The 26,415-nt window shown below is 67.1% G+C and carries 27 protein-coding genes; 10 read left to right on the plus strand and 17 right to left on the minus strand.

Annotated features, from left to right (window positions below; genetic code table 11):
• The first annotated feature begins 2 nt into the window (after positions 1-2).
• Together ACIPVN_RS08015 and ACIPVN_RS08020 are read left to right on the plus strand one after the other, a co-directional pair.
• Entirely contained in the window at positions 3-887 is an 885-nt protein-coding gene (locus ACIPVN_RS08015; protein WP_400441808.1) for a phosphoribosylaminoimidazolesuccinocarboxamide synthase, read from the plus strand.
• A 77-nt stretch (positions 888-964) separates the two neighbouring features.
• Positions 965-2,320, plus strand: a complete 1,356-nt coding sequence (locus tag ACIPVN_RS08020) for a uracil-xanthine permease family protein (protein WP_400441811.1) — start codon at positions 965-967, stop codon at positions 2,318-2,320.
• A gap of 84 nt (positions 2,321-2,404) precedes the next feature.
• On the opposite strand, the gene ACIPVN_RS08025 is transcribed toward ACIPVN_RS08020, so the two are convergent.
• Positions 2,405-3,082: a TetR/AcrR family transcriptional regulator gene (locus ACIPVN_RS08025; protein WP_400441814.1), complete on the minus strand. Its 678-nt coding sequence runs from the start codon at positions 3,080-3,082 to the stop codon at positions 2,405-2,407.
• Positions 3,083-3,192: 110 nt separating this feature from the next.
• Between ACIPVN_RS08025 and ACIPVN_RS08030 the strand changes: the two genes are divergently transcribed.
• From ACIPVN_RS08030 to ACIPVN_RS08045, 4 genes are all read left to right on the plus strand, one after another.
• A complete protein-coding gene (locus ACIPVN_RS08030) occupies positions 3,193-4,065 on the plus strand; it encodes a DUF1266 domain-containing protein (RefSeq protein ID WP_400441817.1) in 873 nt (290 codons plus the stop codon).
• Positions 4,053-5,078, plus strand: a complete 1,026-nt coding sequence (locus ACIPVN_RS08035; RefSeq protein WP_400441820.1) for a hypothetical protein — start codon at positions 4,053-4,055, stop codon at positions 5,076-5,078. The genes ACIPVN_RS08030 and ACIPVN_RS08035 overlap by 13 nt, the downstream gene beginning before the upstream one ends.
• A gap of 356 nt (positions 5,079-5,434) precedes the next feature.
• Positions 5,435-5,686 (plus strand): hypothetical protein, encoded by a 252-nt coding sequence (locus tag ACIPVN_RS08040; RefSeq protein ID WP_400441823.1) that lies wholly within the window; start codon positions 5,435-5,437, stop codon positions 5,684-5,686.
• Positions 5,687-6,361: 675 nt separating this feature from the next.
• A complete protein-coding gene (locus ACIPVN_RS08045) occupies positions 6,362-7,267 on the plus strand; it encodes a DUF4238 domain-containing protein (protein WP_400441825.1) in 906 nt (301 codons plus the stop codon).
• A 191-nt stretch (positions 7,268-7,458) separates the two neighbouring features.
• Here ACIPVN_RS08045 and ACIPVN_RS08050 read toward each other — a convergent pair whose 3' ends face one another.
• From ACIPVN_RS08050 to ACIPVN_RS08100, 11 genes are all read right to left on the minus strand, one after another.
• Complete coding sequence (locus tag ACIPVN_RS08050; protein WP_400441828.1) at positions 7,459-7,905, minus strand: hypothetical protein; 447 nt, start codon at positions 7,903-7,905, stop codon at positions 7,459-7,461.
• A 102-nt stretch (positions 7,906-8,007) separates the two neighbouring features.
• Positions 8,008-9,072: a hypothetical protein gene (locus ACIPVN_RS08055; RefSeq protein WP_400441831.1), complete on the minus strand. Its 1,065-nt coding sequence runs from the start codon at positions 9,070-9,072 to the stop codon at positions 8,008-8,010.
• 13 nt (positions 9,073-9,085) lie between these two features.
• Positions 9,086-9,760 (minus strand): hypothetical protein, encoded by a 675-nt coding sequence (locus tag ACIPVN_RS08060; protein ID WP_400441834.1) that lies wholly within the window; start codon positions 9,758-9,760, stop codon positions 9,086-9,088.
• 107 nt (positions 9,761-9,867) lie between these two features.
• Entirely contained in the window at positions 9,868-10,248 is a 381-nt protein-coding gene (locus ACIPVN_RS08065; protein WP_400441836.1) for a hypothetical protein, read from the minus strand.
• 144 nt (positions 10,249-10,392) lie between these two features.
• The gene (locus tag ACIPVN_RS08070) at positions 10,393-10,722 is read right to left on the minus strand and encodes a hypothetical protein (RefSeq protein ID WP_400441837.1); all 330 of its coding nucleotides are present in this window, start codon (positions 10,720-10,722) and stop codon (positions 10,393-10,395) included.
• A gap of 3 nt (positions 10,723-10,725) precedes the next feature.
• Positions 10,726-11,145 (minus strand): hypothetical protein, encoded by a 420-nt coding sequence (locus ACIPVN_RS08075; RefSeq protein WP_400441839.1) that lies wholly within the window; start codon positions 11,143-11,145, stop codon positions 10,726-10,728.
• 77 nt (positions 11,146-11,222) lie between these two features.
• Positions 11,223-12,215 carry a LacI family DNA-binding transcriptional regulator gene (locus tag ACIPVN_RS08080; RefSeq protein WP_400441841.1) on the minus strand — a complete coding sequence of 331 codons (993 nt, stop codon included), beginning with the start codon at positions 12,213-12,215 and terminating at the stop codon, positions 11,223-11,225.
• Between the two features lie 58 nt (positions 12,216-12,273).
• Positions 12,274-13,704, minus strand: a complete 1,431-nt coding sequence (locus tag ACIPVN_RS08085) for a GH1 family beta-glucosidase (RefSeq protein WP_400441842.1) — start codon at positions 13,702-13,704, stop codon at positions 12,274-12,276.
• A gap of 4 nt (positions 13,705-13,708) precedes the next feature.
• A complete protein-coding gene (locus ACIPVN_RS08090; RefSeq protein WP_400441844.1) occupies positions 13,709-14,599 on the minus strand; it encodes a carbohydrate ABC transporter permease in 891 nt (296 codons plus the stop codon).
• Positions 14,596-15,648, minus strand: coding sequence for a carbohydrate ABC transporter permease (locus tag ACIPVN_RS08095; RefSeq protein WP_400441847.1), 1,053 nt, complete (start codon positions 15,646-15,648; stop codon positions 14,596-14,598). Before ACIPVN_RS08095 ends, ACIPVN_RS08090 begins: the two co-directional genes overlap by 4 nt.
• Positions 15,649-15,724: 76 nt before the next feature.
• On the minus strand, positions 15,725-17,035 hold the full coding sequence (locus ACIPVN_RS08100) for an ABC transporter substrate-binding protein (protein WP_400441849.1): 1,311 nt from the start codon (positions 17,033-17,035) through the stop codon (positions 15,725-15,727).
• 173 nt (positions 17,036-17,208) lie between these two features.
• Here ACIPVN_RS08100 and ACIPVN_RS08105 point away from each other — a divergent pair, with 173 nt between their 5' ends.
• The 3 genes from ACIPVN_RS08105 to purQ all read left to right on the plus strand — a co-directional run bounded on the left by ACIPVN_RS08105 (position 17,209) and on the right by purQ (position 18,810).
• Entirely contained in the window at positions 17,209-17,739 is a 531-nt protein-coding gene (locus ACIPVN_RS08105; RefSeq protein WP_400441852.1) for an adenine phosphoribosyltransferase, read from the plus strand.
• 118 nt (positions 17,740-17,857) lie between these two features.
• Positions 17,858-18,106: a phosphoribosylformylglycinamidine synthase subunit PurS gene (gene purS, locus ACIPVN_RS08110; protein WP_400441855.1), complete on the plus strand. Its 249-nt coding sequence runs from the start codon at positions 17,858-17,860 to the stop codon at positions 18,104-18,106.
• Positions 18,103-18,810 (plus strand): phosphoribosylformylglycinamidine synthase subunit PurQ, encoded by a 708-nt coding sequence (purQ, locus tag ACIPVN_RS08115; protein ID WP_247623654.1) that lies wholly within the window; start codon positions 18,103-18,105, stop codon positions 18,808-18,810. The genes purS and purQ overlap by 4 nt, the downstream gene beginning before the upstream one ends.
• Before the next feature lie 72 nt (positions 18,811-18,882).
• On the opposite strand, the gene ACIPVN_RS08120 is transcribed toward purQ, so the two are convergent.
• The 5 genes from ACIPVN_RS08120 to ACIPVN_RS08140 all read right to left on the minus strand — a co-directional run bounded on the left by ACIPVN_RS08120 (position 18,883) and on the right by ACIPVN_RS08140 (position 24,453).
• Entirely contained in the window at positions 18,883-19,989 is a 1,107-nt protein-coding gene (locus tag ACIPVN_RS08120; RefSeq protein WP_400441858.1) for an ROK family protein, read from the minus strand.
• Positions 19,986-21,098 carry an ROK family protein gene (locus tag ACIPVN_RS08125; RefSeq protein WP_400441860.1) on the minus strand — a complete coding sequence of 371 codons (1,113 nt, stop codon included), beginning with the start codon at positions 21,096-21,098 and terminating at the stop codon, positions 19,986-19,988. The genes ACIPVN_RS08120 and ACIPVN_RS08125 overlap by 4 nt, the downstream gene beginning before the upstream one ends.
• 98 nt (positions 21,099-21,196) lie before the next feature.
• A complete protein-coding gene (locus ACIPVN_RS08130) occupies positions 21,197-22,051 on the minus strand; it encodes a carbohydrate ABC transporter permease (RefSeq protein ID WP_400441862.1) in 855 nt (284 codons plus the stop codon).
• Between the two features lies 1 nt (position 22,052).
• Positions 22,053-22,898 carry a carbohydrate ABC transporter permease gene (locus ACIPVN_RS08135; protein ID WP_400441864.1) on the minus strand — a complete coding sequence of 282 codons (846 nt, stop codon included), beginning with the start codon at positions 22,896-22,898 and terminating at the stop codon, positions 22,053-22,055.
• Between the two features lie 232 nt (positions 22,899-23,130).
• Positions 23,131-24,453: an extracellular solute-binding protein gene (locus ACIPVN_RS08140; protein WP_400441867.1), complete on the minus strand. Its 1,323-nt coding sequence runs from the start codon at positions 24,451-24,453 to the stop codon at positions 23,131-23,133.
• Positions 24,454-24,712: 259 nt separating this feature from the next.
• Here ACIPVN_RS08140 and ACIPVN_RS08145 point away from each other — a divergent pair, with 259 nt between their 5' ends.
• On the plus strand, positions 24,713-26,359 hold the full coding sequence (locus ACIPVN_RS08145; RefSeq protein ID WP_400441869.1) for a beta-N-acetylhexosaminidase: 1,647 nt from the start codon (positions 24,713-24,715) through the stop codon (positions 26,357-26,359).
• Positions 26,360-26,415 lie beyond the last annotated feature (56 nt).

Here is a 26,415-nt window from a genome sequence, read left to right on the forward strand (position 1 = left end):
TAATGGGGCAGGTGAGCACTCCTGCAGACAGCACGTCCCAGAGCATCCCCGGCTGGCGTCACCTCTACTCGGGCAAGGTGCGCGACCTGTACGCCTCGGAGGATCCCGCCGACACGCGCATCCTGGTCGTGGCGAGCGACCGCGTGAGCGCGTTCGACTTCGTGCTGTCGCCCGGCATCCCGAAAAAGGGCGCGCTGCTGACGCGGCTGAGCCGCTGGTGGTTCGCGCAGCTCGACACCCCGAACCACCTCGCCGAGGGCGAGATCCCGGATGCCGTCGCCGACCGCGCGATGCTCGCACAGTCGCTCGAGATGCTGCCCGTCGAGTGCGTCGTGCGCGGCTACATCACGGGATCCGGCTGGGCCGAGTACGAGGAGAGCGGCACGGTCTGCGGCATCCCGCTGCCCGCCGGGCTGAAGAACGGCGACCGGCTGCCCGAGCCGCTGTTCACCCCCGCATACAAGGCGCCGATGGGCGAGCACGACGAGAACATCACCTTCGCGCAGACCGTCGAGCTGGTGGGTGAAGCGCGCGCCGCCGAGCTGCGCGACACCTCGATCGACCTCTACACCCGCGCGGCCGCCATCGCCGAGGAGAAGGGCCTGATCCTCGCCGACACCAAGTTCGAGTTCGGCACGGATGCCGACGGCAACCTGCGCCTGGCCGACGAGGTGCTCACGAGCGATTCGTCGCGGTACTGGGATGCCGAGGCCTGGCGCACCGGCGTCACCCCGAGCCAGCGCATGGCGAGCTTCGACAAGCAGATCGTGCGCGATTGGCTGGCGTCGCACTGGGACAAGCAGGGCGAGCCCCCCGCGCTGCCCGAGCACATCGTCTCGCGTACGGCCGACCGCTACCGCGAACTGATCGACCGCCTCGGAGCGTAGTCAGGCACCCAGGGAACACTCAGGAATCGGTAGTGTTGCTCCAGCACTCCCCCACCCCGAATCCCTGAGGAGCCCGCATGCCCCTGTGGAAGATCCACGGCAACGGCCGCACCGTCGAAGCCGGCGCCGTCGTCGCCCCCGAAGAGCGTCTGAACTGGCCCGCCACGATCGCGATCGGTGCGCAGCACGTCGTCGCGATGTTCGGCGCCACGTTCCTCGTGCCCACGCTGACGGGCTTCCCCGTCTCGACCACCCTGCTGTTCAGCGGTGTCGGCACCCTTCTCTTCCTCCTGATCACCAAGAACCGTCTCCCCAGCTACCTCGGCTCGTCGTTCGCGTTCATCGCGCCGATCACCGCCGCGGTCGCCGCGGGTGGCACCGGTTCGGCTCTCGCGGGAGTGGTCGCCGTCGGCATCCTGCTCGCCGTCGTCGGTCTCGTCGTGCAGTTCGCCGGCCTGCGCTGGGTCGACGCGCTGATGCCCCCGGTCGTCGCCGGCGCGATCGTCGCCCTGATCGGCTTCAACCTCGCGCCCACCGCGTGGAACAACTACAACCTCGACCCGGTCACCGCCACGATCACGCTCGTCGCGATCATCGTGTTCGCGGTGCTGTTCCGCGGCTTCCTCGGCCGCATCTCGATCTTCCTCGGCGTGGCCGTCGGCTTCATCTGGGCCGCGTTCAACGGCTCCTTCGACGTGCCGAACGAGCTGCGCGGCGGCAAGACGCCCGCCGAGCTCATCGGCGAAGCATCCTGGATCGGTCTGCCCGACTTCCAGTTCCCCGATTTCGTCGCCCCGGGCACGTGGTCGACGATCGCGATGTTCCTGCCGGTCGTGCTCGTGCTCGTCGCCGAGAACATCGGCCACGTGCGCGGTGTCGCCACCATGACCGAGGACCCGACGGTCAACAAGCAGACCGGTCGCGCACTCATCGCCGACGGTGTCGCGACGACCATCGCCGGGGGTTTCGGTGGTTCGGGAACCACGACGTACGGCGAGAACATCGGCGTCATGGCCGCCACCCGCGTCTACTCGACCGCCGTCTACTGGGTCGCGGGTCTCTTCGCTATCCTGCTCGCCTTCTCGCCCAAGGTCGGCGAGGTGTTCAACTCGATCCCCGCCGGTGTGCTGGGCGGCGCGACCACCGCGCTCTACGGGCTCATCGGCATCATCGGCATCAAGATCTGGGTCGACAGCCGCGTCGACTTCTCGCGGCCGGTGAACCAGTACACCGCCGCGGTGTCGCTCGTGATCGGCATCGCCGGATTCTCGATGAACCTGGGCGACTTCGCCTTCGGAGGCATCGTGCTCGGCACGGTCGCTGCGCTGCTGATCTACCACGTGGGCAACCTCATCGCCCGCGCGCGCAAGACCGGAGCCGACGACCCCAAGCCGCTCGAGCCCGTCGGTCCGCTGGGTGGCGACCCGGCCTGACCCCGGCCCGCACGACAGGCTCAGGGACCCAGTACGCAAACTGGGTCGCTGAGCCTGTCGAAGCGTCCCGCTCGCGAGACCCGGTCAGCCGTCGGAGCCGGCGCCCTCGCACACCCCGCCCCGAGCCCGGGGGCGTGGTTCGCCGTCACGCGGCGCGACGTCGAGCGGCAACGGCTCGGTGGGCTCCGGCAGGCCGTAGAGGCTGCGCACCCAGCGGCGTGCGTCTTCGAGGGGGTACGTGTCGCGATACACCGAGTACTTGACGAACACGCCCTCGAGCAGGCTTCGGAACATGACCTCTTCGAGGCCGGGATCGGATGCCCCGCGCGCGCGGAACAGGTCGCGCACCGCGTCTTCGGCCATCGTGACCTGCTCGCCGAAACGGTCCTCGGACTCGGCGAAGAGACGATGCGTGGCCGGCTGCTGCTGGATCGCCAGCACGACGCGTTGCAGCGGCACGGCGTAGGCGGTCGCCTGGAACACGCTGTCGATGATCGAGGCGAGCACCTCGTCGGGACTGCCCTCGACGCTCGGCAGTTCGAGGATCGTGAGGAACCAGCGGTCGATGACCGCGGCGATCAGCTGGTCCTTGCCGCCGAAGTGGTAGCTGACGAGCCCCTGGGCGACGCCGGCGCGCTTGGTGATCTCGGCGATGCTGGCACCCGAGACGCCTCTCTCCTCGAACACCTCGATCGCCGCCTGGAGGATCACCTCCTTGGCACGCTCGCGCGCAAGTCTGTTCTGGTCTTCTGACCGCGCCATCTGAAATTCACTTCCCCGTAAGCCCCCATAAATGCACTTGCGTGCGTCCCCGCCCTATAGATTACTCACTGAATGTACGTTCAGTTTAAGAATCTCTCTGGGGAGCCTCCATGCATCGTTTCGCGTCCGTCGATTTCAACGACCTCGGATCCATCGTCGGATGGCTGATCGGCCAGTGGTGGGTCTGGGCGATCGTGGGCGCCGTGGCCCTCATCTTCCTGATCCTCTGGATCATCCCCGCGGCCAAGGTGAAGCCCTCCGACACGTTCTCGACGACGGATGCCGAGGCGAACGAGATCGCCCTGGGCTTCCTGCAGATCCGCAACCTGCCCTCCGGCCCGTGGAACGACCCGACCGCGAGCGACCTCGGGCCGTCGGAGAAGTCAGTGCTCGTCGAGCAGTGGGGCGTGCACACCCGTGAGGAGTGGCTGTCGAACATCGAGCGCCTCACCACGGTGCGCCGCCGCCGCGAGGTCTGGGTGCTGTACCTCGCGGTGCGCGTCGCCCTCGCCGAGCGCCTCGGCCGCGCCCCGAAGGCGAAGGAATGGCTGGCGGGCATCGTCGAGGAGGGTGGCGACAAGCGCGACGCCAAGGCGTTCATCACCGCGATCGAGTACATCGAGTCCGAGGTGCGCAAGCGCGTCGGCAAGGACATCGTGACGCCGGGCCTGTTCGTGCAGACCCTCGACGGCTACGCGATCGGTCAGGCCGTCGCGATGGCGACCTGGGGCGTCGCCCTCGGACACGGCGACGTGCCCGAGGCACGCTCGATCATCCACGCGATCAACGTCGAGGCGCGTCCCGCGTTCTCGTCATGGGCCGACTTCGGCCTCAGCTACATCGCCGGGCGCGTCATGCACTGGTCCGACGGCCGCGTCGACGAGAAGTCGTTCGAGAAGTTCGGCGACGGATGGGCGGACTTCACGGCCGCCGCGACCGAGAAGCGCAACGGTCCGTGGGCGACCCTCCCGTGGACGCTGTAGCCGTCGATCTCGCTCCGCTGCAGCGCAGCGCCGGCATCCGCGACATCGTCGCCTACGAGCGGATCACGAAGGCCCCGCCGCACCGGCGCTTCGTGTTCCTGCTCGTGGTCGTGCTGCTGTTCGCGGCGGCGATGCTCGTGGGCCTGTGGTTCCTCGGGCGCACCGACATCCTCGCCGTCGCGCCGATCCTCGCGGTGTTCGTGATCGGCTATACGCTGCTCGCGGCCGTCGGATTCGTGTGGTTCGCGGTGGGCCTCAGCCGCCGCGTGAAGATCGCGGCGTTCGCCTGGCAGAACGGCTGGGCCTACGCGGATCGCCTCGAACAGACCCGCCGTACGGGCGCGCCCTTCGCCCGCGTGCTGCGCGGGCAGGAGCGTGCGGTGGTCGCGGGAGACGATCCGCGGATGCCGTTCGAGCTGGGCATCCATCACTCCCTGTCGCGCGGTCAGGAGGGTGCGACGGTGCAGCGTCCGTTCGCCTTCATCGAGCTGCCACTGCCGTCGTCGGTGCCGCACATCGTGCTCGCGAACCGGCGACGCAGCATCGTCCCGACGCTGGGCCTCGGCCGCGGCGCCGCCCGGATGGAGCTCGAGGGCGAGTTCGCGAAGGTGTTCCGGCTGATCGTGCCGGAGGGATATCAGGCCGATGCCCTGTACATCTTCACGCCCGACCTGATGGCGCGCGTGCTCGACCTCGCCCGCGGCGCCGAGATCGAGCTCATCTCCGACCGGTTGTACCTGTACCTTCCGGGGCGCACGCGCTTCGATCGCCCCGCGACGATGGCCGCGGCGCTCGTTGTCGCCGAGGAGTTCCACCGCCGCTTCGCCGCACGCACCGAGCTCTACCGCGACGACGCGGCAGGAGAGCTCGCGGCCCGCGCGGGCGCCTCGGTGGGGCTGCGAGGGCAACGTCTCGGCGGGCACGGCATCTCGGTGCTGGCCGTGGCGAGCACCGCCGGGGTGGTGCTGCTCTCGGCCGGCGTCACCGCCCTCGCCCTTTTCGGCGGCCTCTAGACCCACGGATGGGTTCCTGTACCCGCTCTAGGCACACACCGACTGACAACCGAGCAAGCCGTGTGACGCAATAACGACGTCACCTGGTCGGTCGGCTGGTGCTCGGACTGCGTGCGCGCAGTGCTGTGGCGGTTTAACGAGGACAGCGAGTCGCTGGTCACAACCTGGCCCTTCTACGATCATGAGTCATCGGCACTCTGCCCCATCCCCAAACGAACATCGCGTATCGCGGTAAGGTCGTCACCTCGATACAGTCACCGACAACCCGCGCCACTCTATGACGCGCGGAGAACAGGGCAGCGATGGATAGCTCCGACCTCACAGACGCGATCAACGCTGCTTTGCGAGGAACAGGCATGGAGTTTCAGCTCGCCGCATCCGGTCCGCAGATCCCCGGTGTCATGACCGTGATCTCAGGGTCGATCGACGGGCACCCCATCCGGTTCGACTTCCACGGCCCCGACAACGTCGAAGAGAAGCTGCACCTCGTGTGGGCCTTCGACCCACGCACCACGAACCAGATCGGGGACGCCTCTGACCCGCACGGGTTCACGGAAGCGCTCGAGCAGATGGACTGGGCGAACCTCCTCGGAGCCCTCACCCACTAGCGGGATCCCGCGGGATGCCTCCTGCTCAAACTCTCACCACAGTGAACGTGCGCCCGGCCTAACCGCTCAACGCAGAGAGGGACCAGGCCTGTCGGCCTGGTCCCTCTCTGCGTTCTTGCGTATGCGCTGTCCCACTCGCCGCGCTGGCGAGCCTGATACGCCGTCAGAGCCTCGTAGTAGTAGTCTTCAGCGGCATTTCCTACTCTGCCGAGTCCATCCAGTTCCCACTCCTGGCCCAGTGGCGCGCCCCCAGTTGTGGGGTCGTGCTTGACGCCCTCGCGCACCTGGAACGTCACCGTCCGCAGGATGTTCGCACGCTGGTGGAACGGAATACGCGTAGCGAGTTCACGCGCCTAGCGGGCGAGCTGAGCAATCTCGTTGTCAACATCGCTGGTAGTCATGCGCCCATTCTCGCGGACGACGTGCCCCACACCGCTGAGAGGGGCGGACTCTCACTCCGCTAGTGTCCAGGGGACCGAGCGTAATCCGCGTGGTTCAGAGATGGGTCCCGCTGTCCACCTGTGGGCGAGCTGAGCCCGGGCGTAGCTCGGGTCGCCCACAGCTGCGTCAGGGGGGCCGATCAGCCGAGCATGGGCCGCTGCCTTTTGAGGTACCCAGCGCAGCCGCATACTGCCCGGACGGAAGACTAAGCCGCCGACGTCTATGCTCGGCATCGTGTCGACACCGAAGAAGCATCACTATGTGCCTCAGATGTTGCTTCGGCGGTTCGCCCACGACGGACGCCTGTGGCACGTACCCGTGGACCGCGAGGATGTTCCGCGGAAACAGAGGCCCACAGACATCGGGCACGTGAACGGCGGACACAATTTGATCCGCCTCGATGGGACGGTCGATCGGGTCTCCATGGAACGAGCCATGGGGGAGATTGAATCAGAGGCATCCAAAGCGATCACCGCACTAGAGCAGGACGAGTCGCTCGATGTCGTCCCCCCTGAGCTCGCTTCCCCGATCGCGTGGTTGGCAAGCTTGCAGCGTGCGAGAAGTCGAGCACGACTCGGTTACATCGCCGAGTCGGTCAGCGGATCACGGGATGATGACCCTCACAAGGGGACCGCGTTCGATCTCCAATCCTCTCTGCTCCGTGTGGGCACCGTAGGGCTCTTCAACGCTTGGTCGCTCCGAGACGATGAAACCGCGCGTCCGAAGGACCGTTGGGATTTCACCACCCACGCGCTGCTGGGCATGCGATGGGACGTGATGCGGTACTCGGATCGATGCCTGGCTATCTCCGATGAGTTCGCGGCACAGTATGGCGTTCGTGTCGATGCTCGAGGCGACTTCACTCGTGACCCGTGGTCATCGAAGTTCGGACTTAACACACCACTCTGGGCGGCGACCGGCGCGACGATCGCGCTCACTCCGCAACTTGCCTTGAGCCTGCACCATGGCGATCACAGGAAGCCAACGGCGGCTGCGTCAGTAAACATGCACACGATTCGGTCTGCACGGTCGTTTGTAGCCTTCCCCACGGACTACGAACTGGAGCGGGTTCTTGAGAGCTGGGCTCTCTGGATTCAAGAATCTCGCTTCGTTCGAGATGCGCTACCCCGTGCGCTGTAACTGTGAATACCGGGTCGACAGTAAAGAACTCGCATCTGCACCAGCACGGCGTCAGGAACCCATTCGCTCCCGCGCTATCGCGAGCGGTATGGATGCTTCAAATGAAGAATCAGTACCGTTTCACTCCACGTATGCGGACATCCCTGCTCAGTGGGCACAGGATCGAGGGGATATCCGTGGGCCATAAGCATCTATTGCAGCGAGAAGTTGGGGTCCGGGGCGACAACGCCGAGCGTGGCGCTCGGGTCAAGACCGATGGCGCACCCGATAGAACTCGTGTTGCCATAGGTGCGCCATGCATAGAGTGAGTCGCTGTCAGCGGACGCGCAAACGATGAAGCGAGAATTTTCCAGTAGCCCTGATTCCGTGGATCCGCTGAGGTGCATCCCCGAATCGAGGTCGTTGAGGAGGCGGCTCGCCGAGTACGCGAACGCGCTCATCGTCGCGTCGGCTTTGAGATCGGTCAAGGCGGCGGCGAGCGCTTCATCGGCTGTCACAGTTTCTCGGATGTCGTTCTGGAAGGAGACCTCGGTGGCGAGCAGACAGTTGCTCTCGAGGATCGTCGCGAGCACATCCAGGCTCGTGTAATGCCAGATCAGCCCGCCGCCGATGCGGGCGCGCGCTCCTTGTTCATCCACGAGATCACCTATGCTCTTGCTGATCGGTTGACCGCCTACCTCGGTGAACCGGACTGAGATTGGGCCGCCGGCTCAATCTCACCACGAAAGATCGAAGAGCTCTCACTGGCTCAGCCAGGGCCACTCATCCTCACCGTAGCGTTTCAGCGAGATCGCATTCTCTACGAGATTGATGAAGTCGCGGAGGTCTGCGAAGTAGTTCGGGTATGCCTCTTTGAGGTCGTCAACGTCGTCGATAGCGACGAACAGGATGTCGTAATACGGGTTGTCCCGGACGTGCCGCTCCAAGGACTCGTACTTCCGAATGGCCTCGTCGCGGTCAGGGAAAGAGTTGATGGTGATGAAGGTGTCACGGATATCGAGGTCGAGGACCAGGAACTTCCCTGAGTACCCGCTGCCATCGGAGGTGACGTGGCGGAAGGCGCTGAGGCGCTTGAGCACGTCGAACTCGTCTTGGATCTCTTGCAACCGCTTACGACGTTCCGCAACATCCGCGGAAACGCCTGGAACGGCGGGAAGGCCTTCTGCGGCCGCGAGCTCGCCGCTCATGAGCGCGAAGAACTCGCGCCACCACTCGTCGCCGGCTCCAGACTTGAGGCGCTGCCCGGTGAAGAGATCCACAGTTTCGACGGCAGTCGCCCATGTGTGCTGGATGCGGGTTCGGATCTGCACTTCGACGCGCAGCCCTTCCCACGGAGTGGACCGTCGCGTGCCGTATGCGTGAACGAGGTGCACGGAGCGATACCCGTCGGGCTTCGGACTGGTCAGGTAGTCCTCGTGGCCGGTCAGCTGGTGCTCACCAGGACGATCGAGCAGCTTGCGCTGCAACATGCGAACGTCAGCGACACGGGGGACGATGACGCGCACACCGCCGAGATCCTGAATCGTCGATAGCTGCATGTTGTCGAAGCGTTGCAGCTTCTTCTCGATCGACGGCATGCGCTTGAGGCGTTGAACGACGCTCGATCCCTCGATGCCCTTGGCGTAGCGTCTCACTCGGATCTGCCAGGTGTTCATCGGATAAGCGTGCGCTCGTCGCCACGCCTCCGCCACGGTGAGCGCCCCTGCTCGCTCGGCTGGATCAGCTCCCGGGTTGCGCAGTACCTTGCCCGCCCGGACGATGCTCTTTTTCGAGCCCTCGAAGACTCCCCACTTACCTGAGCTCATGCGTGGCTTTCGTCTACGTGATGGTGATGTGGAACCGGTCACCTACAACGGTGAGCGCGGAATCGTTGGCATGGATCGGCTGCTCGCCGCTGATACTCACGCCGAGGAATGTGGCGGGTGTGTCTTCGGGTCGCCAGATCGCTCGGCACCAGGCGCCTCCGTGCTTGCTGGGGAACTGGATCCCTCGGGGGCCCGATCCATCGTGGAGGTCGGTGGTGCGGACCACATCCGCCAGGACCGTCGTCACCATGCGGTTGTTGCCGGTGAGAGCGGAAAGGGTGAGCGCGGAGATTCCCTGGCTCGACAAGAAGCGTGCCACGGGGCCATCTGCGGGCCCTTCGAGTGCAGAGATGGTTGCGGGGTGCTGGATATCTACGAGCCAGCCAGGGCCGTTCATTGTTGCCTCGAAGAGCCGTCGTGCTTCACGCCAGGAAGCGGGGATCCCGCCGAACCCCCGGAAATTCTCCTCGATCAACTCCCAGTCCTCGGTAATCCACTCGATGGCTGTGTTGCGTGGCACGCCGTACATGTCGGCGATGTCCTGCAGCGGATCGTTCACACCGTTGGGGAGCTTGAAGGCCGCGAGGACTTCGGCATAGGCGGTCTCGATGTCCTCGGCGACGTAGAACGTCTCGCCGAGGACATCGAAGCGACCCCAGTCCTGCCGGTGTACGTCCGCGGTGCGCACGGCTGCCGACGGCTGCCGGTACTTCGCCTTGCCTACGTGGTAGCCAACACTCGGACCAAACGGGACCAGCCGGAACCCACTAACCGGGCAGGTATGAGCCTGCCCGGTCACTCGTCGACGTCGCCGTCGACGAACGCCTGAGCGGCCCTGCGCACCTCTGCGTGGCGATCGTCGCGGATCGCGGCGATCGGCGATTGCTCGGACAGCAGCGGGTTCCCACCGATGAACCAGCGACGTGCAACGCCGGCACCTTCGGCCTCTTCGACGTCGCGCCAGATCTGGTGTGCGAACTGCAGCCGGTTCCACGCCGTTGCACGAGGCGTCGCACCATCAGCCTTCGCCCACTCGTACGGCTGGGCCCGGTTCTTCGACCCGGCGAGAGCTGCGACCAGCGTGGTGCCAAGACCGTCATTGAGTTCCCGGACGAGCTCGTGCGGCTCGTAGCGGCTCGTGTCCCGATGCCTTTGAACGACGGTTGAAGTGACCATGCGTCCAGGATAGCGCGAACTAGCGAAAAGTGGCTGAAAGACAACGAGAAAAAGATACGTATAAACAACAGTAAAACAACTGATAATAGTAATAATCTATCATCTGGGAGGTGGGCCACCGTCTGCGCGCCTCTCCCCCGCCTGTCAGAAGGTGATCAGGAGGCGCAAGAACCCAAGGGGTCCTGCGGCGAGGGCGACGATGAGCACGAAGAGTCCGCTGATCACGAGGGCAGCGAGAGCCACCCCGCGCGGTTGTGATCGCCGCACGGTCGCGATGATGCTCAGGATGAGGGCGATCACGCCGACGCGCACCAGCATGCGGCCCCCAGCCGGGTCGAGCCATCCGTAGGGCACGAGCGTCGGCAAAGACAGCAGGGACAGGAGCAGGGCACTCCACGCGAGCGCACCCAACGGCCGCGCCGGCTTCGCGAACTCATCCGGCGTGTTGATCCCGCCGATCTTGACGTCGCGCATGGGTCATCCTCCCCTCAGGCGGCTGCGGTCAGGAAGAAGACATACAGGAGCAGCATGGCCGTGGGGAAGAACGCGAACATGATCGACGATGAGACTGTCAGCGACGCGTAGAACCGGTAGCGGCGATCTTCCCTGTCCGCGGCCCTCGTCGCCTTCACCCCCCGCAACCGTCAGCAGGGCTATCACCACGAGTACCCCGATCACCGCGCCGACGGGCGTTCTCAAACCCCAGATCTGCGGGAACATGAACGAGGCCGCATTCGTCTCACCGATGGCTCCGATGACCGCGAACATCAATCCGATCAGGTTGACCACGGTGAGCGTCTTGACTCTTCCACGAGATTCCGCGCGGGAGAACGCCCTTCTCGCGGCCTCCGCGCGCTCTGCCGCCGCCAGGTCGGCCACGTCAGGCGAGAGGGACATGGGGCTCCTTGTCTCGGTGGCGAGAGTCGCTCGGCGCGTGCTTGTAACGCCCCCACGCTACCGCCCCGCGAGACCCCTCAGGCCGAACCCCGCACCACGAGCTCCGTCGGCAGGATGGTCGTGCGGGGCGGGTCTCCCCCGGCGAGCCGCGACAGCAGCACCTGCGCCATCGCCTCGCCCTGCGCGTACATCGGCTGGCGCATCGTGGTGAGCTGCGGGTCGCAGCTGAGCGCGACCGAGGAGTCGTCGAACCCGACGAGGGCGATGTCGTCGGGAACGCGGATGCCGGAGGCGCGCAGCGCCGTCAGCGCACCCCGGGCCATCAGGTCGCTCGCGACGAAGATCGCGTCGGGGCGCCCGGCCGCGAGGATGCGACGGGCGGCATCCGCACCGCTCGCCTCGCTGTAGTCGCCCTCTTCCTCGGCGAACGGCGAGAGCCCGGCATCCGCCAGCGCCTCGCGGAAGCCGCGCACCCGGTCGATCGACGAGAGCATCGTGAGCGGGCCGGAGATCGTGGCGATACGGGTGCGGCCGATGTCGACCAGGCGACGCACCGCTTCGCGCGCACCGGCCACGTTGTCGACATCGACCACGTAGTCGGTCTCGCGCGTGCGCACGGGGCGCCCGCCGTAGACGACCGGCACGGCCTCCGCGATCCGATCGATGAACGCGTCGCTCGTGTGGTGCGAGACGAGCAGCGCCCCGTCGACACCGCCGTTGCGCACGAAGCCCGTCATCTTGTCACCGGGGTCGTCGCTCGCGATGAGCAGGTTCAGCAGGTAGTCGGAGGTGCGGAGCGTGCCGGTGATGCCGGCGACGATCGCGGCGAAGAACGGGTCGCCGAAGAAGCGCGTGGTGTCTTCGGGAACGATCAGGGCGATCGCGTGGGTCTGACGTGACGCGAGCGACCGCGCCGCACGGTTCGGCACGTAGTTCAAACGCTCGATCGCGTCTCGCACCGCGGCGAGCGCCTCGGGGCTGACCGCCGTCGATCCGTTGACCACGCGCGACACCGTCGACCGTGACACGCCGGCGGCAGCGGCCACCTCTTCGATCGTCGCTCGCGACACAGCTCTTCCTCCGATCCGGCGGGCGATCGGGTGCTCCGACCGTCCTCGCCGCCCGGCCTCAGAGAGAGCGAGCGGCGATGATGCGAGCGTACTCCCGCGCGGAGTCCTTGAGCGTGCGCTCCTGGGTGTCGTAGTCGACGCGCACGATGCCGAAGCGCTTGTCGTAGCCCCACGCCCACTCGTAGTTGTCGAACAGCGACCAGTAGAAGTATCCGCGCACGTCGACCCCGGCATCCGCCGCGTCGAGCACGGCGGCGAGGTGCAGGCGCAGGAACTCGGCGCGGTCGTCGTCGTGCACGCGCGTCTCGCCGTCTTCAACGACCGCGACGTCGTCGTAGGCGGCGCCGTTCTCGGTCATGTACAGCACGGTTCCGGCGGGCTGCGCGTACTCGGTCCACACGCGCTTCAGCAGGCGGGTGAGGCCCTCGGGCTGCACCTCCCAGTTCTGCGCCGTGCGCGGAAGGCCCCGCTCCACGTTGTGGATGTTCTCGAACGAGGGGTAGGGGCTGCGCACCTTGCGCTCGGTGTCGGGCACGCTCTCGACGGCGACGTTCTCGGGCACCGCACCCGAGACGAGGTCGCCGTGGTAGTAGTTCACGCCCTGCGTGTCGATGTGCTGCGAGATCGTGGCGAGGTCGCCGCCGTGGATGGCCGCCTCGAAGGTCGCGACGGCGTCGGCATCCACCGCCCGGATGTCTTCGACGATGTCGGCCGGGTATTCGCCGCGGTAGATGGGGTCGAGGAACCAGCGGTTGAACTGGCCGTCGATGCGACGCGCGGCGTCGACGTCGGCGGGGTTCGTCGGGTCGGCCGGGTCGGCGACCGTGTGGTTGAGGGTGATGCCGATGTCGAGCGACGAGTCACGACGACGCAGCTCGCGCACCGTCTCGCCGTGGGCGAGCAGCAGATGGTGCGAGGCGAGCAACCCCTCGGCGACGCTCGTGTGGCCGGGCGCATGCTCGCCACCCGTGTACGAGAGGAACGACGAGCACCACGGCTCGTTCAGCGTGGTCCACACGTTCACCCGGTCGCCGAGCGCGTCGTGCATGGTGCCCGCGTACTCGAGGAAGCGCTCGACCGTGTCGCGGTTCGTCCAGCCGCCCGTCTCCTGCAGCGCCTGCGGCATGTCCCAGTGGTACAGCGTCAGCCACGGCAGGATGTCGGCGGCGAGCAGTTCGTCGACGAGACGGCTGTAGAAGTCGACGCCCGCCTGGTTCACGGCACCGCCGTCGGGGCGCACCCGCGACCACGAGGTCGAGAAGCGATACGTCTGCAGCCCCAGGTCCTTCATCAGCGCCACGTCTTCGCGGTACCGGTGGTAATGGTCGCAGGCGATGTCGCCGTTGTCCCCGTTGATCACCGCTCCGGGCACGCGCGAGAACGCGTCCCAGATCGACGCGGTGCGCCCGTCTTCGAAAGCCGCCCCCTCGATCTGGTAGGCCGCGGTGGCGGCGCCGAAGAGGAAGTTCTGGGGAAACGCACGGGTCATGGAGTCATCCTTTCACCGCGCCCGCCATGATGCCACTGACCAGCTGCTTGCCCGCGACCACGAAGAGCACGAGCAGCGGGAGGGTCGCGAGCACCGCACCGGCGAGCACGATCGAGTAGTCGATGTAGTAACCGGACTGCAGTTGGCTCAGCGCGGTCTGGAGGGTGGGGTTCGAGGGCGAGAGCACGATGAGCGGCCACAGGTAATCGGTCCACGCGGTCATGAACGTGAAGAGCCCGAGGATGGCCATCGCGGGGCGCGCAGCCGGGATGCCGACCGTCAGGAACGTGCGGAACTGGTTCGCGCCGTCCATCCGGGCCGCCTCGATCAGCTCGTCGGGGATGACGTCGACGAGGTACTGCCGCATGAAGAAGACGCCGAACGCGGTGACGAGCGTCGGCACGATCACGGCACCGATCGACCCCGTCCAGCCGAGTTCGCGCATGAGCATGAACAGCGGGATGATGCCCAACTGGGTCGGGATCGCCATCGTCGCGATCACGAACACCATGAGGCCGTCGCGTCCCTTGAACCGCAGCTTCGCGAACGCATAACCCGCCAGCGTCGAGAACGTGACGACCGAGATCGTGATGATGCCCGAGATGAGGAACGAGTTTCCCAGCGCCAACCAGAACGGGATCGCGTCGAACACCTTCGCCGCGTTCACGAAGAAGTTGCCGCCCGGGACGAGCGGCAGGGTCTCGCCGCGCGTGGCGTTCGTGCCGCTCGCGACGACGACCGACCACCACAGCGGATAGACGCTGCCGATGATGAAGGCGGCCAGCAGCCCGTAGGTGAGGAAGCCGGGCCGACTGCCGATGCCCGCGTTGCCGAGGGTGGCCCCGCGGCGACGACGGATCTTCTCGGGCACGCTCAGTGCCATGGTCGCGGTCATCGGGCGTCCTCCTCGAGGGTGGCTGCGGTCGCACGGGCGCGGCGGCGCGCGGCACGGTTCTTCGGGGCGTCGCCGGTGGAGATGCGGCGCGAGATCAGGAAGTTGATCACGCCGATGCCGACGATCAGCAGGAACAGCAGGATGGCGACGGCGGATGCTTCGCCCAGGTCGCGCCGGAAGAACGCGAGCTCCCAGAGGAACAGCACGGTCGTCTGGAACTGCCGATCGCTGCCGCCGATGCCGCCCGCCGTCGAGACGTCGAACAGCCGCGGCTCGGCGAAGATCTGCAGTCCGCCGATGGTCGCCGTGATGATGACGAAGATCAGGGTCGGGCGGATCGTCGGGATCGTGATCGAGAAGAAGCGGCGGGCCGCACCCGCGCCGTCGAGGGCCGCGGACTCGTAGAGATCGCGCGGCACGGCCTGCATCGCAGCGAGCAGGATGAGGGCGTTGTACCCGGTCCAGCGGAAGTTCACCATCACCGCGATCGCGATGTGCGACAGCGCGGTGTCGTGCTTCCACTGCTGGTCGGCGATGCCGATGAGGTTGAGCAGGTTGTTCGCGAGGCCGTCGGCCTCGTTGAAGATGCTCGAGAAGATGATCGCGACCGCCACCGGGGTGACCACGAACGGGATGAGCACGCTCATGCGCCAGAACGTCGGTGCGCGCAGGCCGCGATCGAGCAGATAGGCGATCGTGAGGGCGACCGCGAGCTGCGGGATCGCCGACAGCAGGAAGATGCTGAGGGTGTTGAGGATCGAGTTCCAGAACATCCCGTCGCCGAGGATCTCGGCGAAGTTGCCGAAGCCGACGAACCCGCCCTCGCCCTTGAGCAGATCCCACTCGTGCACGGCGACGTACACCGTGTACAGCAGCGGGAAGAGACCCACCAGACCGAACAGCAGGAAGAACGGCGAGATGTAGAAGTACGGCGAGGCGTTCTGGTCGAAGCGCGAGAGCCGGTGGCGCCAGGGGCGCTTCGGCGGAGCATCCGATTCAGGGGCGGATGCCGCGGCCCGCTGCGGCGCGGGCGGTGCGGTGAGAGTCATGGGGTTCCTTTGCGGGATGCTTCGACAGGCTCAGCAACCCAGTACCGATGGGTCCCTGAGCCTGTCGAAGGGCCGGTCAGCCGACCAGGTCGTTCAGGAGGGAGATCGCCTGATCCCAGGCACCCTTCGTGTCGGTCTCGCCGCGGTCGAGCGCGCTGAGCGCCGGGCCGAAGACGTTCTCCTGGATCACCGAGTCATCGGCGCCCTTGAACTGCGCGACCACGCCCTTCGCGCGCTCCGCGAGGATCGCGCCGGTGGGGGCGTCGTTGAAGAACGCGTTCGGCGTGGCGTCGGCGGCGAGGGTCTCCTGCGCCGTCACCGTCGAGGGGAAGTTGCCGGCCGCGGCCGACTGCTTCACCTGCTGCTCGGGCTGCGTCAGCCAGTCGGCGAGTTCGGCCGCGGCCTCCTTGTGCTGCGAGGACTCGGGGATCGAGAGGAACGCCCCGCCCCAGTTCGCCGCTCCTCCGGGGAAGACATCCGCGAAGTCCCAGCCGGTCGATGCGTCGCCGCCACCGGCCTCGACCTGCCCCTGCACGACGCCGAGCATCCAGCCCGGGCACACGAACGTCGCGAAGGTGCCGTCGACGAACGACTTGCCGCCGTTCCAGTCCCACGCCGTCTGCGCGGCGGACTGGCCGCTCTCGGTCGCCGCTCCGAGCAGTTCGAAGCGCTCCTGCAGCTCGTCGTTGCCCTCGACGTTCAGCTCGCCGTCGGCGGTGTAGTACCCCTCGTCGAGCTGGTTGACCATCGCGTTCCAGACGAAGCCGGAGTGGTCGTACCAGGCCTTGCCGGTCGTGGCCGTGTAGTCGGCGCCGACCTGGAAGTAGTTCTCCCAGTCGCCGTTCAGCAGCTCGGCGACCGACTCGCGGTCGCTCGGAAGACCGGCAGCCTCGAATGCGGCGCCGTTGTAGCAGATGCCCGAGGGGCCGATGTCGGTGCCGTAGCCGATGACGCGGCCCTCGGCATCCGTCGCCTGGCCGTACTTCCAGTCGACCCAGTCGTCCTTGCGGTCCTCGATGCCGTAGTCGCGCAGATCGACGAAGGTGTCGGAGACGTCCATGACGGCGCCGAGCCAGCCCTCCTCGATCGCGACGACGTCGCTGAGGCCGGAACCTGCTGCGATCTTGGTGAAGGCGTCGGTGCGGGCGTTGCCACCGGTGTCGATGTTGGTGGCCTCGATGGTGATGTTCGGGTGGGCGGCCTCGTACTCCTCGTACAGGTCGTCGTAGCCGAAGGTGCCGAACGTGGTGACGGTGAGGGTGATCTTCTCATCGGCGTTCGAGCCGCCCTCGTCTCCTCCGCCGGTGGAACAGCCGGCGAGGGCGAGGGCCGAGACGGATGCCACGGCTGCGGTCGTGAGGACCCGGTGGCGGGCGCGTGCGTTCACAGTTCACTCCTTTGTGAGGTGGTGCGGTGGGTGGTGCGTCGGGATAGTGCTGAGCCGTGGACTCCGCGATGGGAGCGCTCCCACGACGTTCCGGCCACGATATGAGAGCGCTCCCACGATTGTCAAGGGTTCTCGTTTTCGAAACCGTCGAACGCGAGGAGTACCCTTGCTCAGTGCCCGAAGCCGAACTCGCCCCTGCCCTCGTCCGCGCCCAGTCGCTGATCCGCAACGTGCCGGACTACCCCCAGCCGGGCATCGTCTTCCGCGACATCACTCCGCTGCTCGCCGACGCCGAGGCCCTCCGCGTCACGACCGAGGCCATCATCGAGCCCTTCGCCGGGCAGTTCGACGTGATCGCCGGGATCGAGGCCCGAGGGTTCATCCTCGCGAGCGCCGCCGCGATCGCCGCGGGCACCGGGCTCATCCCGATCCGCAAGGCGGGCAAGCTGCCCCGCCCCGCGGCATCCGTCGACTACGCCCTCGAGTACGGCACCGCCACGATCGAGATGCACGACGACCTGCCCGCGGGATCGCGCGTGCTGCTCATCGACGACGTGCTCGCGACGGGTGGCACCCTCGCCGCCGGGCGTCAGCTCGTCGAACGCCTCGGCAGCCACGTGGTCGGCATCTCGGTGCTGTTCGAGATCGACGGCCTCGGCGGCCGCGAGCTCATCGGCGATCTGCACACCGTCTTCCACGCCTGAGCGAAGCCACCTTCCACGCCTGAGCGACGCCCCGTGCGCCACGCCCGGCGGCGAATCGCGCCCGGAGCAGGGCGGTAGACTGGACGCGCCTTCCTGCCCGCGACTTCTGGAGCCGTTCATGCCCACCATCGTCGTCGACGTCATGCCCAAGTCCGAACTGCTCGACCCGCAGGGGAAGGCCGTCTCCGGAGCGTTCGCACGCCTCGGCGTCGAGGGCTTCTCCGACGTCCGCATCGGCAAGCGCTTCGAGCTCACGGTCGAGGGCGAGGTCACCGACGAGCTGCTCGCCGAGGCGACCCGCATCGCCGACGAGGTGCTGTCGAACTCCGTGATCGAAGACGTCGTGGGCATCGAGGTCGTCCAATGACCGTACGCATCGGGGTCGTGACCTTCCCCGGCTCGCTCGACGACCGCGACGCGCAGCGCGCCGTACGCATCGCCGGTGCCGAGCCCGTCGCCCTCTGGCACGGTTCGCACGACCTCGAGGGTGTCGACGCCCTCGTGCTGCCGGGCGGGTTCAGTTACGGCGACTACCTGCGCGCCGGCTCCATCGCCGCGCTCTCGCCGATCATGGCCGAGGTGAAGGATGCCGCGGCCAAGGGCCTTCCCGTGCTCGGCATCTGCAACGGCTTCCAGATGCTCGTCGAGTCGCACCTGCTGCCCGGCGGACTCATCCGCAACAGCCACCAGCACTTCATCCGCCGCGACCAGAAGCTGACGGTCGAGAACTCCGACACCGCGTGGACCAACGAGTTCCGCCGCGGTCAGGAGATCGTCATCCCGCTCAAGAACGCCGACGGCGGCTACATCGCCGACGAGCAGACCCTCGACCGCATCGAGGGCGAGGGTCTCGTGGCCTTCCGCTACGCGGGCGTCAACCCCAACGGTTCGCTGCGCGACATCGCCGGCATCACGAACGAGGCGGGCAACGTCGTGGGGCTCATGCCGCACCCCGAGCACGCGACCGAGGCCGGCTTCGGCCCCGACACCTCGGTGGCCATGCGCTCCGGCATCGACGGGATCGGCTTCTTCGCGAGCGCGATCGCCGCGGTCGCGCGCGTCGCCGCGTAACTGCTTCGAAGAGGGGGCGGATGCTTCGGCATCCGCCCCCTCTCGTTCGCGACGGCGAGGAGGAGACGCCGCTCAGCGGATGCCGAGTTCCTCGGCCACGACGAGGGCGGTGCCGCCGAGCAGCACGATGTCGTCGCCGCGTACGGCGACGCGGATCTCGAAGTCATCGGTGACGATGGCCAACGAGTGGTGCTCGATCGCCGCTCGGGTCTCGTCGAGGAACACCCCGGCGACGATCTCGGGAGGCCCCGAGAGAACGACCTGTTCGAGCCCGAGAGCGGCGACCACCGGTGCGAGAACCCTGCCGAGCGCGCGACCGGCATGGGCGAGGACGGTGTCGGGCGAGACCCCGGGCTCGGCCAGCCTCTCGCGGATCCACGGAACCGCCGCAACGACCTCGAGGCACCCGCGGCGGCCGCAGCGGCATACCGCGCCGCCCTCCTCGACCAGCACATGACCGATCTCGCCCGCCGTGAAGCGTGCTCCGGTGACGAGCGCACCGCCCACGATGACACCGCTGCCGATACCCTGCCCGATCCGCACGAGAGCCAGGTTGTCGACGCCGGGCTGGCCGTAGGTGCGAGCGGCGAGCGCCGCGGCGTTGGCATCGTTGGCGACGTGCACCGGCACCGGCACCGCGCGCGAGATCGCCGCGGCGACCTCGAGGTCGTGCCAGTCGAAGGCCACCGCTTCGCGCACGACGCCCTCCGTGTCGACGACACCCGGCGAGCCGACGCCCACCCCGAGAACCCGCACGGTCGAGCGTTTGACGAGGGCCGCGGCGAGAGCGCACACGCGATCCAGCAGGGCGGCGCCGCGCGCGCCGTCGGTGGGCACGCTCATCGCGTGCACGACCTCTCCGTCGAGGTTCATGATCGCGCCACTCAGCTCGGCGTACGCCGAGAGGTCGAGGGTCACGACATGGTACGCGTCGGGATTCAGCGCGATGAGCGTGCTGGGCTTCCCCACCCGCCCCTCCGGGCTCGGCCCGCTCTCGCGCACCAGACCTTCGGCCGCGAGGTCGTCGACGATGCGCGACACGCTCACCCGCGTGAGCCCGGTCGCCCGGGCCAGGTCGGCCCTGCTCATGCCGTCGCAGCGGAAGAGGGTGCGCAGGATCAGGGAGCGGTTCGACTTGCGCGTGTGCTCGGGCAGCGCCTTCTCGCCGTCGCGGCTCACGAGATGCCCAACTCTGCCGAGAGGACGGCGACGAGCGGGCCCTGCAATGCGAGCAGACCGCCGTCCGAACCGATGTCGACGCTCACCACGCTCGTCGTGGTGGGAAGGGTGCGATCGACGAGGCGAGCGCGCGTGCGGTCGGCGAACCCGTCGTCGAGGATGTCCTCCGGGCCCACGAGCACCACGTGAGTCGCACCGAGAACCGAGATGATCGGCCCGAGTGCCGCGGCGAGAGCATCCGCCGCGTCGTCCATGACGGAGTCGCGGTCCTCGCCGTCGTCGAGACGGCGACGGATCTGCGGGACGGCCACGATCGAATCGAGACACCCCTTCCGGCCGCAGAGGCAGGTGGTCTCCCGGCGCGGGTCGATGACGACGTGGCCGATCTCGCCGGCCGTGAAGTCGACCCCGTCGACCAGCGTCTCGCCGACGATGAGACCGGCGCCCGCACCTCGCTGGATCGTCACGATGAGGATGCTCCGGCCGTCGTTGTCGCGGAAGGTGTGCACGGCCAGCGCCATGCCGTTCGCGTCGTTGACCACGTGCACCGGGAGCCCGAAGCGGTCGGCGAGCGCACCGCGCAGGTCGGCGTCGAACCATCCGAGGTGCGGGGCGTAGCGCACGACGCCGGAGCGATCGACGATCCCGGGACTGCCGACGCCGATGCCGAGGACCGGAGCGGATGCCTCGGCGAGCAGCTCCTCGGCGAGCGAGACGACGCGGGCGATCGCCGCATCGCCCTTCTCGGTGACCGCATCGACCTGGCGTTGGTGAGCCGCCCGACCGCGCAGGTTCATCACTGCTCCGCGGAACGAGAGCGCATCGGACAGATCGAGGCTGATGATCGATCGGGAGTCCTCGTCGAGCGCGACGAGGGTGGCGGGCTTGCCGACTCGCACGTCCGTGGACTGCCCGGCCTCGACGACGATGCCCTGCTCGATCAGGTCGCCGACGATCGTCGAGACGGTGACCTTGTTGAGTCCCGAACCGCGCGCGATGTCGGCGCGACTGCGGGGCCCGTCGTGGAAGAGGGTCTGCAGCAGCATCGCCCGGTTGCGCAGACGGTTGTGCTCGGGGAGCGCCTTGGTCGTGATGCGGAGATCGGCCACAGCCCATTGTCCCCCGACGCGCCCCTCCGACGATAAGGACTCATCGACGGAGGAGGCGTTCGACGAGGGGAGCCCGTCGCCCGCGGGCATCCGTCCGTTCACCCCTTGACGGCACCGGCCGACATGCCGGTCACCAGATTCCGCTGGATGATCATGAAGAAGACGACGACGGGAAGTGAGAAGAGGGTGGCCGCGGCCATCTGCCCGCCGTAGTCGGTTCCCATCTCGCCGCCCACCGAGACGGTGAACGAGTTCAGCCAGACGGGCAGCGTGTAGTTCGCCTGATCCTTCATGAACGTGAAAGCGACGATGTAGTCGTTCCACGCGGCGATGAACGCGAACACGCTGCTCGAGACGATGCCCGGCATCACGAGCGGGAACAGCACGCGCGTCAGCACCTGCCAGGTTGAGGCGCCGTCGATGCGGGCGGCCTCGTCGATCTCGATCGGGATCGCGAGGAAGAATCCGCGCATGACCCAGATCGAGAACGGCAGCACGCTGGCGACGTAGGCGAAGATCAGCCCCCAGTACGTGCCGAGGAGCCCCATCGAGTTGAAGATGAGGAACTGCGGGATCAGCAGCGCCGTGCCGGGCAGCATCTGCACGATGAGGATGAGCACCAGGATCGGTCGGCGGCCACGGAACCGGAACCTCGAGAGGGCGGCCGCCGCGAAGATGCCGAGGACGATCGCGAAGATCACCGCCCCGGCGACGACGATCACGGAGTTCTGCAGGTAGACGAGGAACTGGCCCTTGCCGATCGCGGTGAAGAAGTTGTCGAGCGTCGGCGCCTGCGGGAAGAAGTGCGGTGTGCTGCTGAGCATCTCGGACCGCGGTTTGAACGCGGTGTTGATCATCCAGTAGACGGGGAACGCCCACACGATGCAGAACAGGATGGCGATGCTGCTGCTGACCCAGGGGGCGCGCCGCACACGACGGGAGCGGGTGGTCATGTCAGAGGTCCTCTCCCGAGCGCACGAGGTGCCGGATGTACACGGCGCTCAGCGCCGCGAGGATGATCGTCGAGGCGACCGCGATGGCCGAGCCCGCACCGATCTGCAGGTTGCCGGAGAAGGCGGTCGTGTAGGTGAAGACGCCGAGCGTCGAGGTCGCCCCGTTGGGCCCGCCCTCGGAGATCAGCCAGATCTGGTTGAAGACGTTGAAGTCCCAGATGATCGAGAGCATCGTCACCAGCAGGATGGTGGGCCCGATCGACGGCAGCACGACGACCCGATAGATGCGCCACTCGGATGCTCCGTCGAGTCGAGCCGCTTCCTTGAGCTCGACGGCCACCTGGGTCTCGGCGGCGTAGAGCGTGAGAGCGATGAAGGGCACGGCGCCCCAGACCACGAGCAGCCAGATGCAGACCCACACGAGGACGGGATCGGATGCCCAGTCGCGACTGGTCATGTCGCCGAAGACGCCGAGCTGGGTCAGGATCCAGTTGATCACGCCGTACTGCGGCTGGAAGAGCCAGGACCACACGATCGACGACGCCACGTTCGGCATCGCCCAGGCGAGGATCAGCACCACGGTCGTGAGGTGACGGATGCCGGTGGGGAGGCGCGTCATGAGATGCGACATCCCGGCGCCGATGGCGACGCTGCCGACGACCAGCGCCGCGGTGAAGATGATGGTGCGGATGAGCGACAGCCAGAATTCCTGGTCGGTCAGAACGGCCGCGTACTGGTCGAAGCCCACGATGTCGAACGCGCCGGTGAAAAGGGTGCGCTGGTTGTAGTTCGTGAACGAGGTGAAGACGAGGAACCCGATCGGGAGGAGCGTGACGAACACGATCATGAGCCCTGCGGGGGTCAGCAACCAGAACGGCGCCGACGAACGGGTGAGTGAGCCGGAGCGGTGCGTCTTCGATGACGCAGCCGGCCGGGGAGAGCGGGAAGGAGCCGTCGGCGGGGACTCCACGGGGGTGGTGACCAAGGACTCGCCTTTCTTCAGGTCGGGGCCCGGAAGGGGCAGGAGGGGGCGATGCGACGGGATGCCGCGCGGCGCGACCGCGCGGCATCCCGGGCGACTACTCGATGTTGAGCGTCTTGTCGGCGTCGGCGTCGAAGTCCTTCGCCGCCTCCTCGACGCTCTTCGAGCCGGACGCGATCCCCGAGAAGAGGTTGTTGATGGCCTTGTTGCTCTCGATGGTCGTCCAGTTGGCGTTCGCGGGGGTGGCCTTCGAGGTCAGCGCCGCGGTGAAGAAGCTCGACCGCACCTCGTCGAGCGACTCCTGGGCGAACTCAATGCCCTCGACGCTGTTCGGGATCCACTTGTCGACGCCCACGACGTACTCCTGCTGGATCTCGGGGCTGGCGGCGATCTTCACCCAGTTGAGGGCGAGGTCGGACTTCGGCGACTTCGCGGGGATCGCCCAGTCCGATCCGCCGAGCATGACCGGCTGCGCCTCGCCCGAGATGCCGGGGAACGGGAAGGTACCGAGGTCGGCCTCGAGCGCGGGATTGATCTTGAGGATCGCGCCCGTGTTGGTGTTGAGGATCGCCGAGGTCTTTCCGTCGGCGAAGAGCTGGCTCTGGTTGGGCTCGAAGGTGTCGAGCGTCGCCGAGGCCGCCGTGGAGTACTCGTTCTGGAACTCCTTGAACGCCTCGAGCCCCTCGATCGCCTCGTCGGAACTGAAGCCCGAGGTCCACTCGCCGTCCTTCTCGGTGGCGATGTCTCCGCCGGCGTCCCAGACGAATTGCATCCCCGCGTAGAAGTACTGGCCGGGGAGGTAGAAGGCCGAGAAATCGGCGCTCTGCGCATTGGCGGCCTTCACCTTGTCGAGAGCGGCGGTGAGTTCGTCGTAGGTGGTCGGCGCCTCGGTCACACCCGCATCCGCCCACATCTTCTTGTTGTAGATGACCGCACGGGCTCCGGCGAAACCGGGCACGCCGTAGAGCGTGCCGTCGACCGTGGCGGGATCGACCAGTCCGTCGAGCCAGGTCTGCCCCTGGGCGAGGTCGTCCTTGTACGGCGTCAGGTCGAGGAGCCCTCCGTTGGCGGCGTAGCTGGCGATCTGCGTGTTGCCCACGTCGAGCACATCGGGCGGGGTGTCGGTCGCGAGAGCGGTGGTGATCTTGGTGGTGATGCCGTCCCAGGTCTGCGACTGCACGCTGACCTCTGCGCCGGTGAGCTCGGTGAACTTCGCGTTGATCGCGTCGAGCGTCTCGGGGGTGTAGTCGTTCTGCATGACCCAGACGGTGATCTTCTCGCCCGAGCCGTCGACCTCGGGCACCTTGCCGTCGGTGGGTGCTCCGGCATTTCCGGCGCCGGCCGAACCCGAGCATGCGGTGAGTGCGAGAGCGGTGACGATGCCCATCGCACCGATCGTCGCCAACTTCCTGATTGCCACGTGAGTCTCCTTGGTAGGTGGGATACCGCAAACGGATACGTCGATGTGTCGTGCGGTGAAGTTAGTACACATCTGTTGCATATCCTTTGTCAATCATTATGTTGGGAGATGTAGAACTGTTATGTTTCCCCGTTATGACGGCCTTGTTTCGCAATCACCGGAAATCCAGCTCGTCGAATTAGGTCACTTTATTTACTAACTATTAGGGCATGTAACCAACTAATTCATGCCCGGGCGAAATACAGCGAGGAGCTGCCCCATGCCGACCCTTCTGCCCCGACCCGCTTCGCAGACCACCACCCCCGGAGAGTTCGAACTCGCCTCGGACGCGACGCTCTCCACTCACCCCGCGCTACTCGAGCCGGCCCTGCGGCTGCAGGAACGATTGCGCGCGGCGACCGGCTTCGTGCTCCCGGTGGCGGTGGCCGATAGCGCGGCCCCCGCAGGCGACGCCGACGCGCCGAGCATCCGCCTCGACCTCGACCCGGCTCTCGCGCCCGAGGGGTTCGGGCTTGAGACCACCGAGCGGGGCATCCACCTCACGGCGTCGACCGACCGGGGGGCGCACTGGGCCGTGCAGGCGCTGCTCCAGTTGTTCCCGTCTGCCGCGTACCGCCGCTCCCCCGTGGCCACGACACGGTGGACCACCCCGGTCACGCGCGTCGAGGATGCCCCGAAGTTCCCGTGGCGCGGCGCCATGCTCGATGTCGTGCGCCATTTCGCCCCGACCCGCGACGTGCTGCGCTTCATCGATCTGCTCGCGATGCACCGCCTCAACACGCTGCATCTGCACCTCACCGACGACCAGGGATGGCGGATCGAGATCGCCCGGTATCCACGGCTGACCGAGGTCGGCGGGTGGCGTCCCGAGACCCAGCTCGGCGCAGCCCACGGGTCGGCGACCGACGGGCGCCCGCACGGCGGGTTCTACACACAGGACGACATCCGCGAGATCGTCAGCTACGCGGCGGCCCGCGGCATCACCGTCGTTCCGGAGATCGAGCTGCCCGGTCACGCCCAGGCGGCGGTCGCGGCCTACCCGGAGCTGGGCGTCGGCGATGCCGAGCCGACCACGCCCTGGACTCGATGGGGTATCAATCCCGTGATCTTCAATGTCGAGGAGTCCACCATCGACTTCCTGTGCGGCGTACTCGACGAGGTCATCGACCTGTTCCCTTCGCCGTACATCTGCATCGGCGGTGACGAGTGCCCGAAGGTCCAGTGGGTCGAGGACGAGCGCACCCAGGAGCGCATGCGCGAGCTCGGTCTGCACGACGAGGAGGAGCTGCAGAGCTGGTTCGTCGGACGCATCGGTGCGCACCTCGCCTCACGTGGACGCAAACTCCTCGGCTGGGACGAGATCCTCGAAGGCGGCCTCGCCGACGGGGCATCCGTGCTGTCGTGGCGCGGCCGCGTCGGGGCGCTGGCCGCCGCGCGAGCCGGTCACGACGTCGTCGCCTGCCCGGAGGACACGGTGTACCTCGACTACCGCGAATCGGATCTCGCTTCCGAACCCATCCCGACGGGTACCGTCACCACGGTCGAGAAGGCGTACACGTTCGATCCCGTTCCCGCCGAGCTCGACCCCGATCAGGCCCGCCACGTGCTGGGTGGGCAGGCCAACCTCTGGACCGAGCACATCGACTCGATGCGAGGCCTCGACTACCGCGCTTTCCCCCGCCTCGCCGCCGTGGCCGAGGCACTGTGGACCGTGGGAGAGCGGTCGTACGACGAGTTCGCGCCCCGCCTGACGGAGCACCTCGCGCGCCTGGATGCCGCGGGCGTCGAGTATCGGCCCGCCGACGGCCCCCGACCCTGGCAGCAGCGCCCCGGCGTGAGCGGCCGGACGCGCTCGGCGGAGGAAGCAGCCGCTCACCTGGCGAAGATCACGGCGAACATCGCCTGAGGGACGACTCCTCCGGGCTTTCGAATCGCTTGATCCGTCGCTTCCGGCGACGACGA

It is taken from the genome of Microbacterium sp. NPDC090003 (assembly GCF_044748385.1).
Lineage (GTDB): Bacteria > Actinomycetota > Actinomycetes > Actinomycetales > Microbacteriaceae > Microbacterium.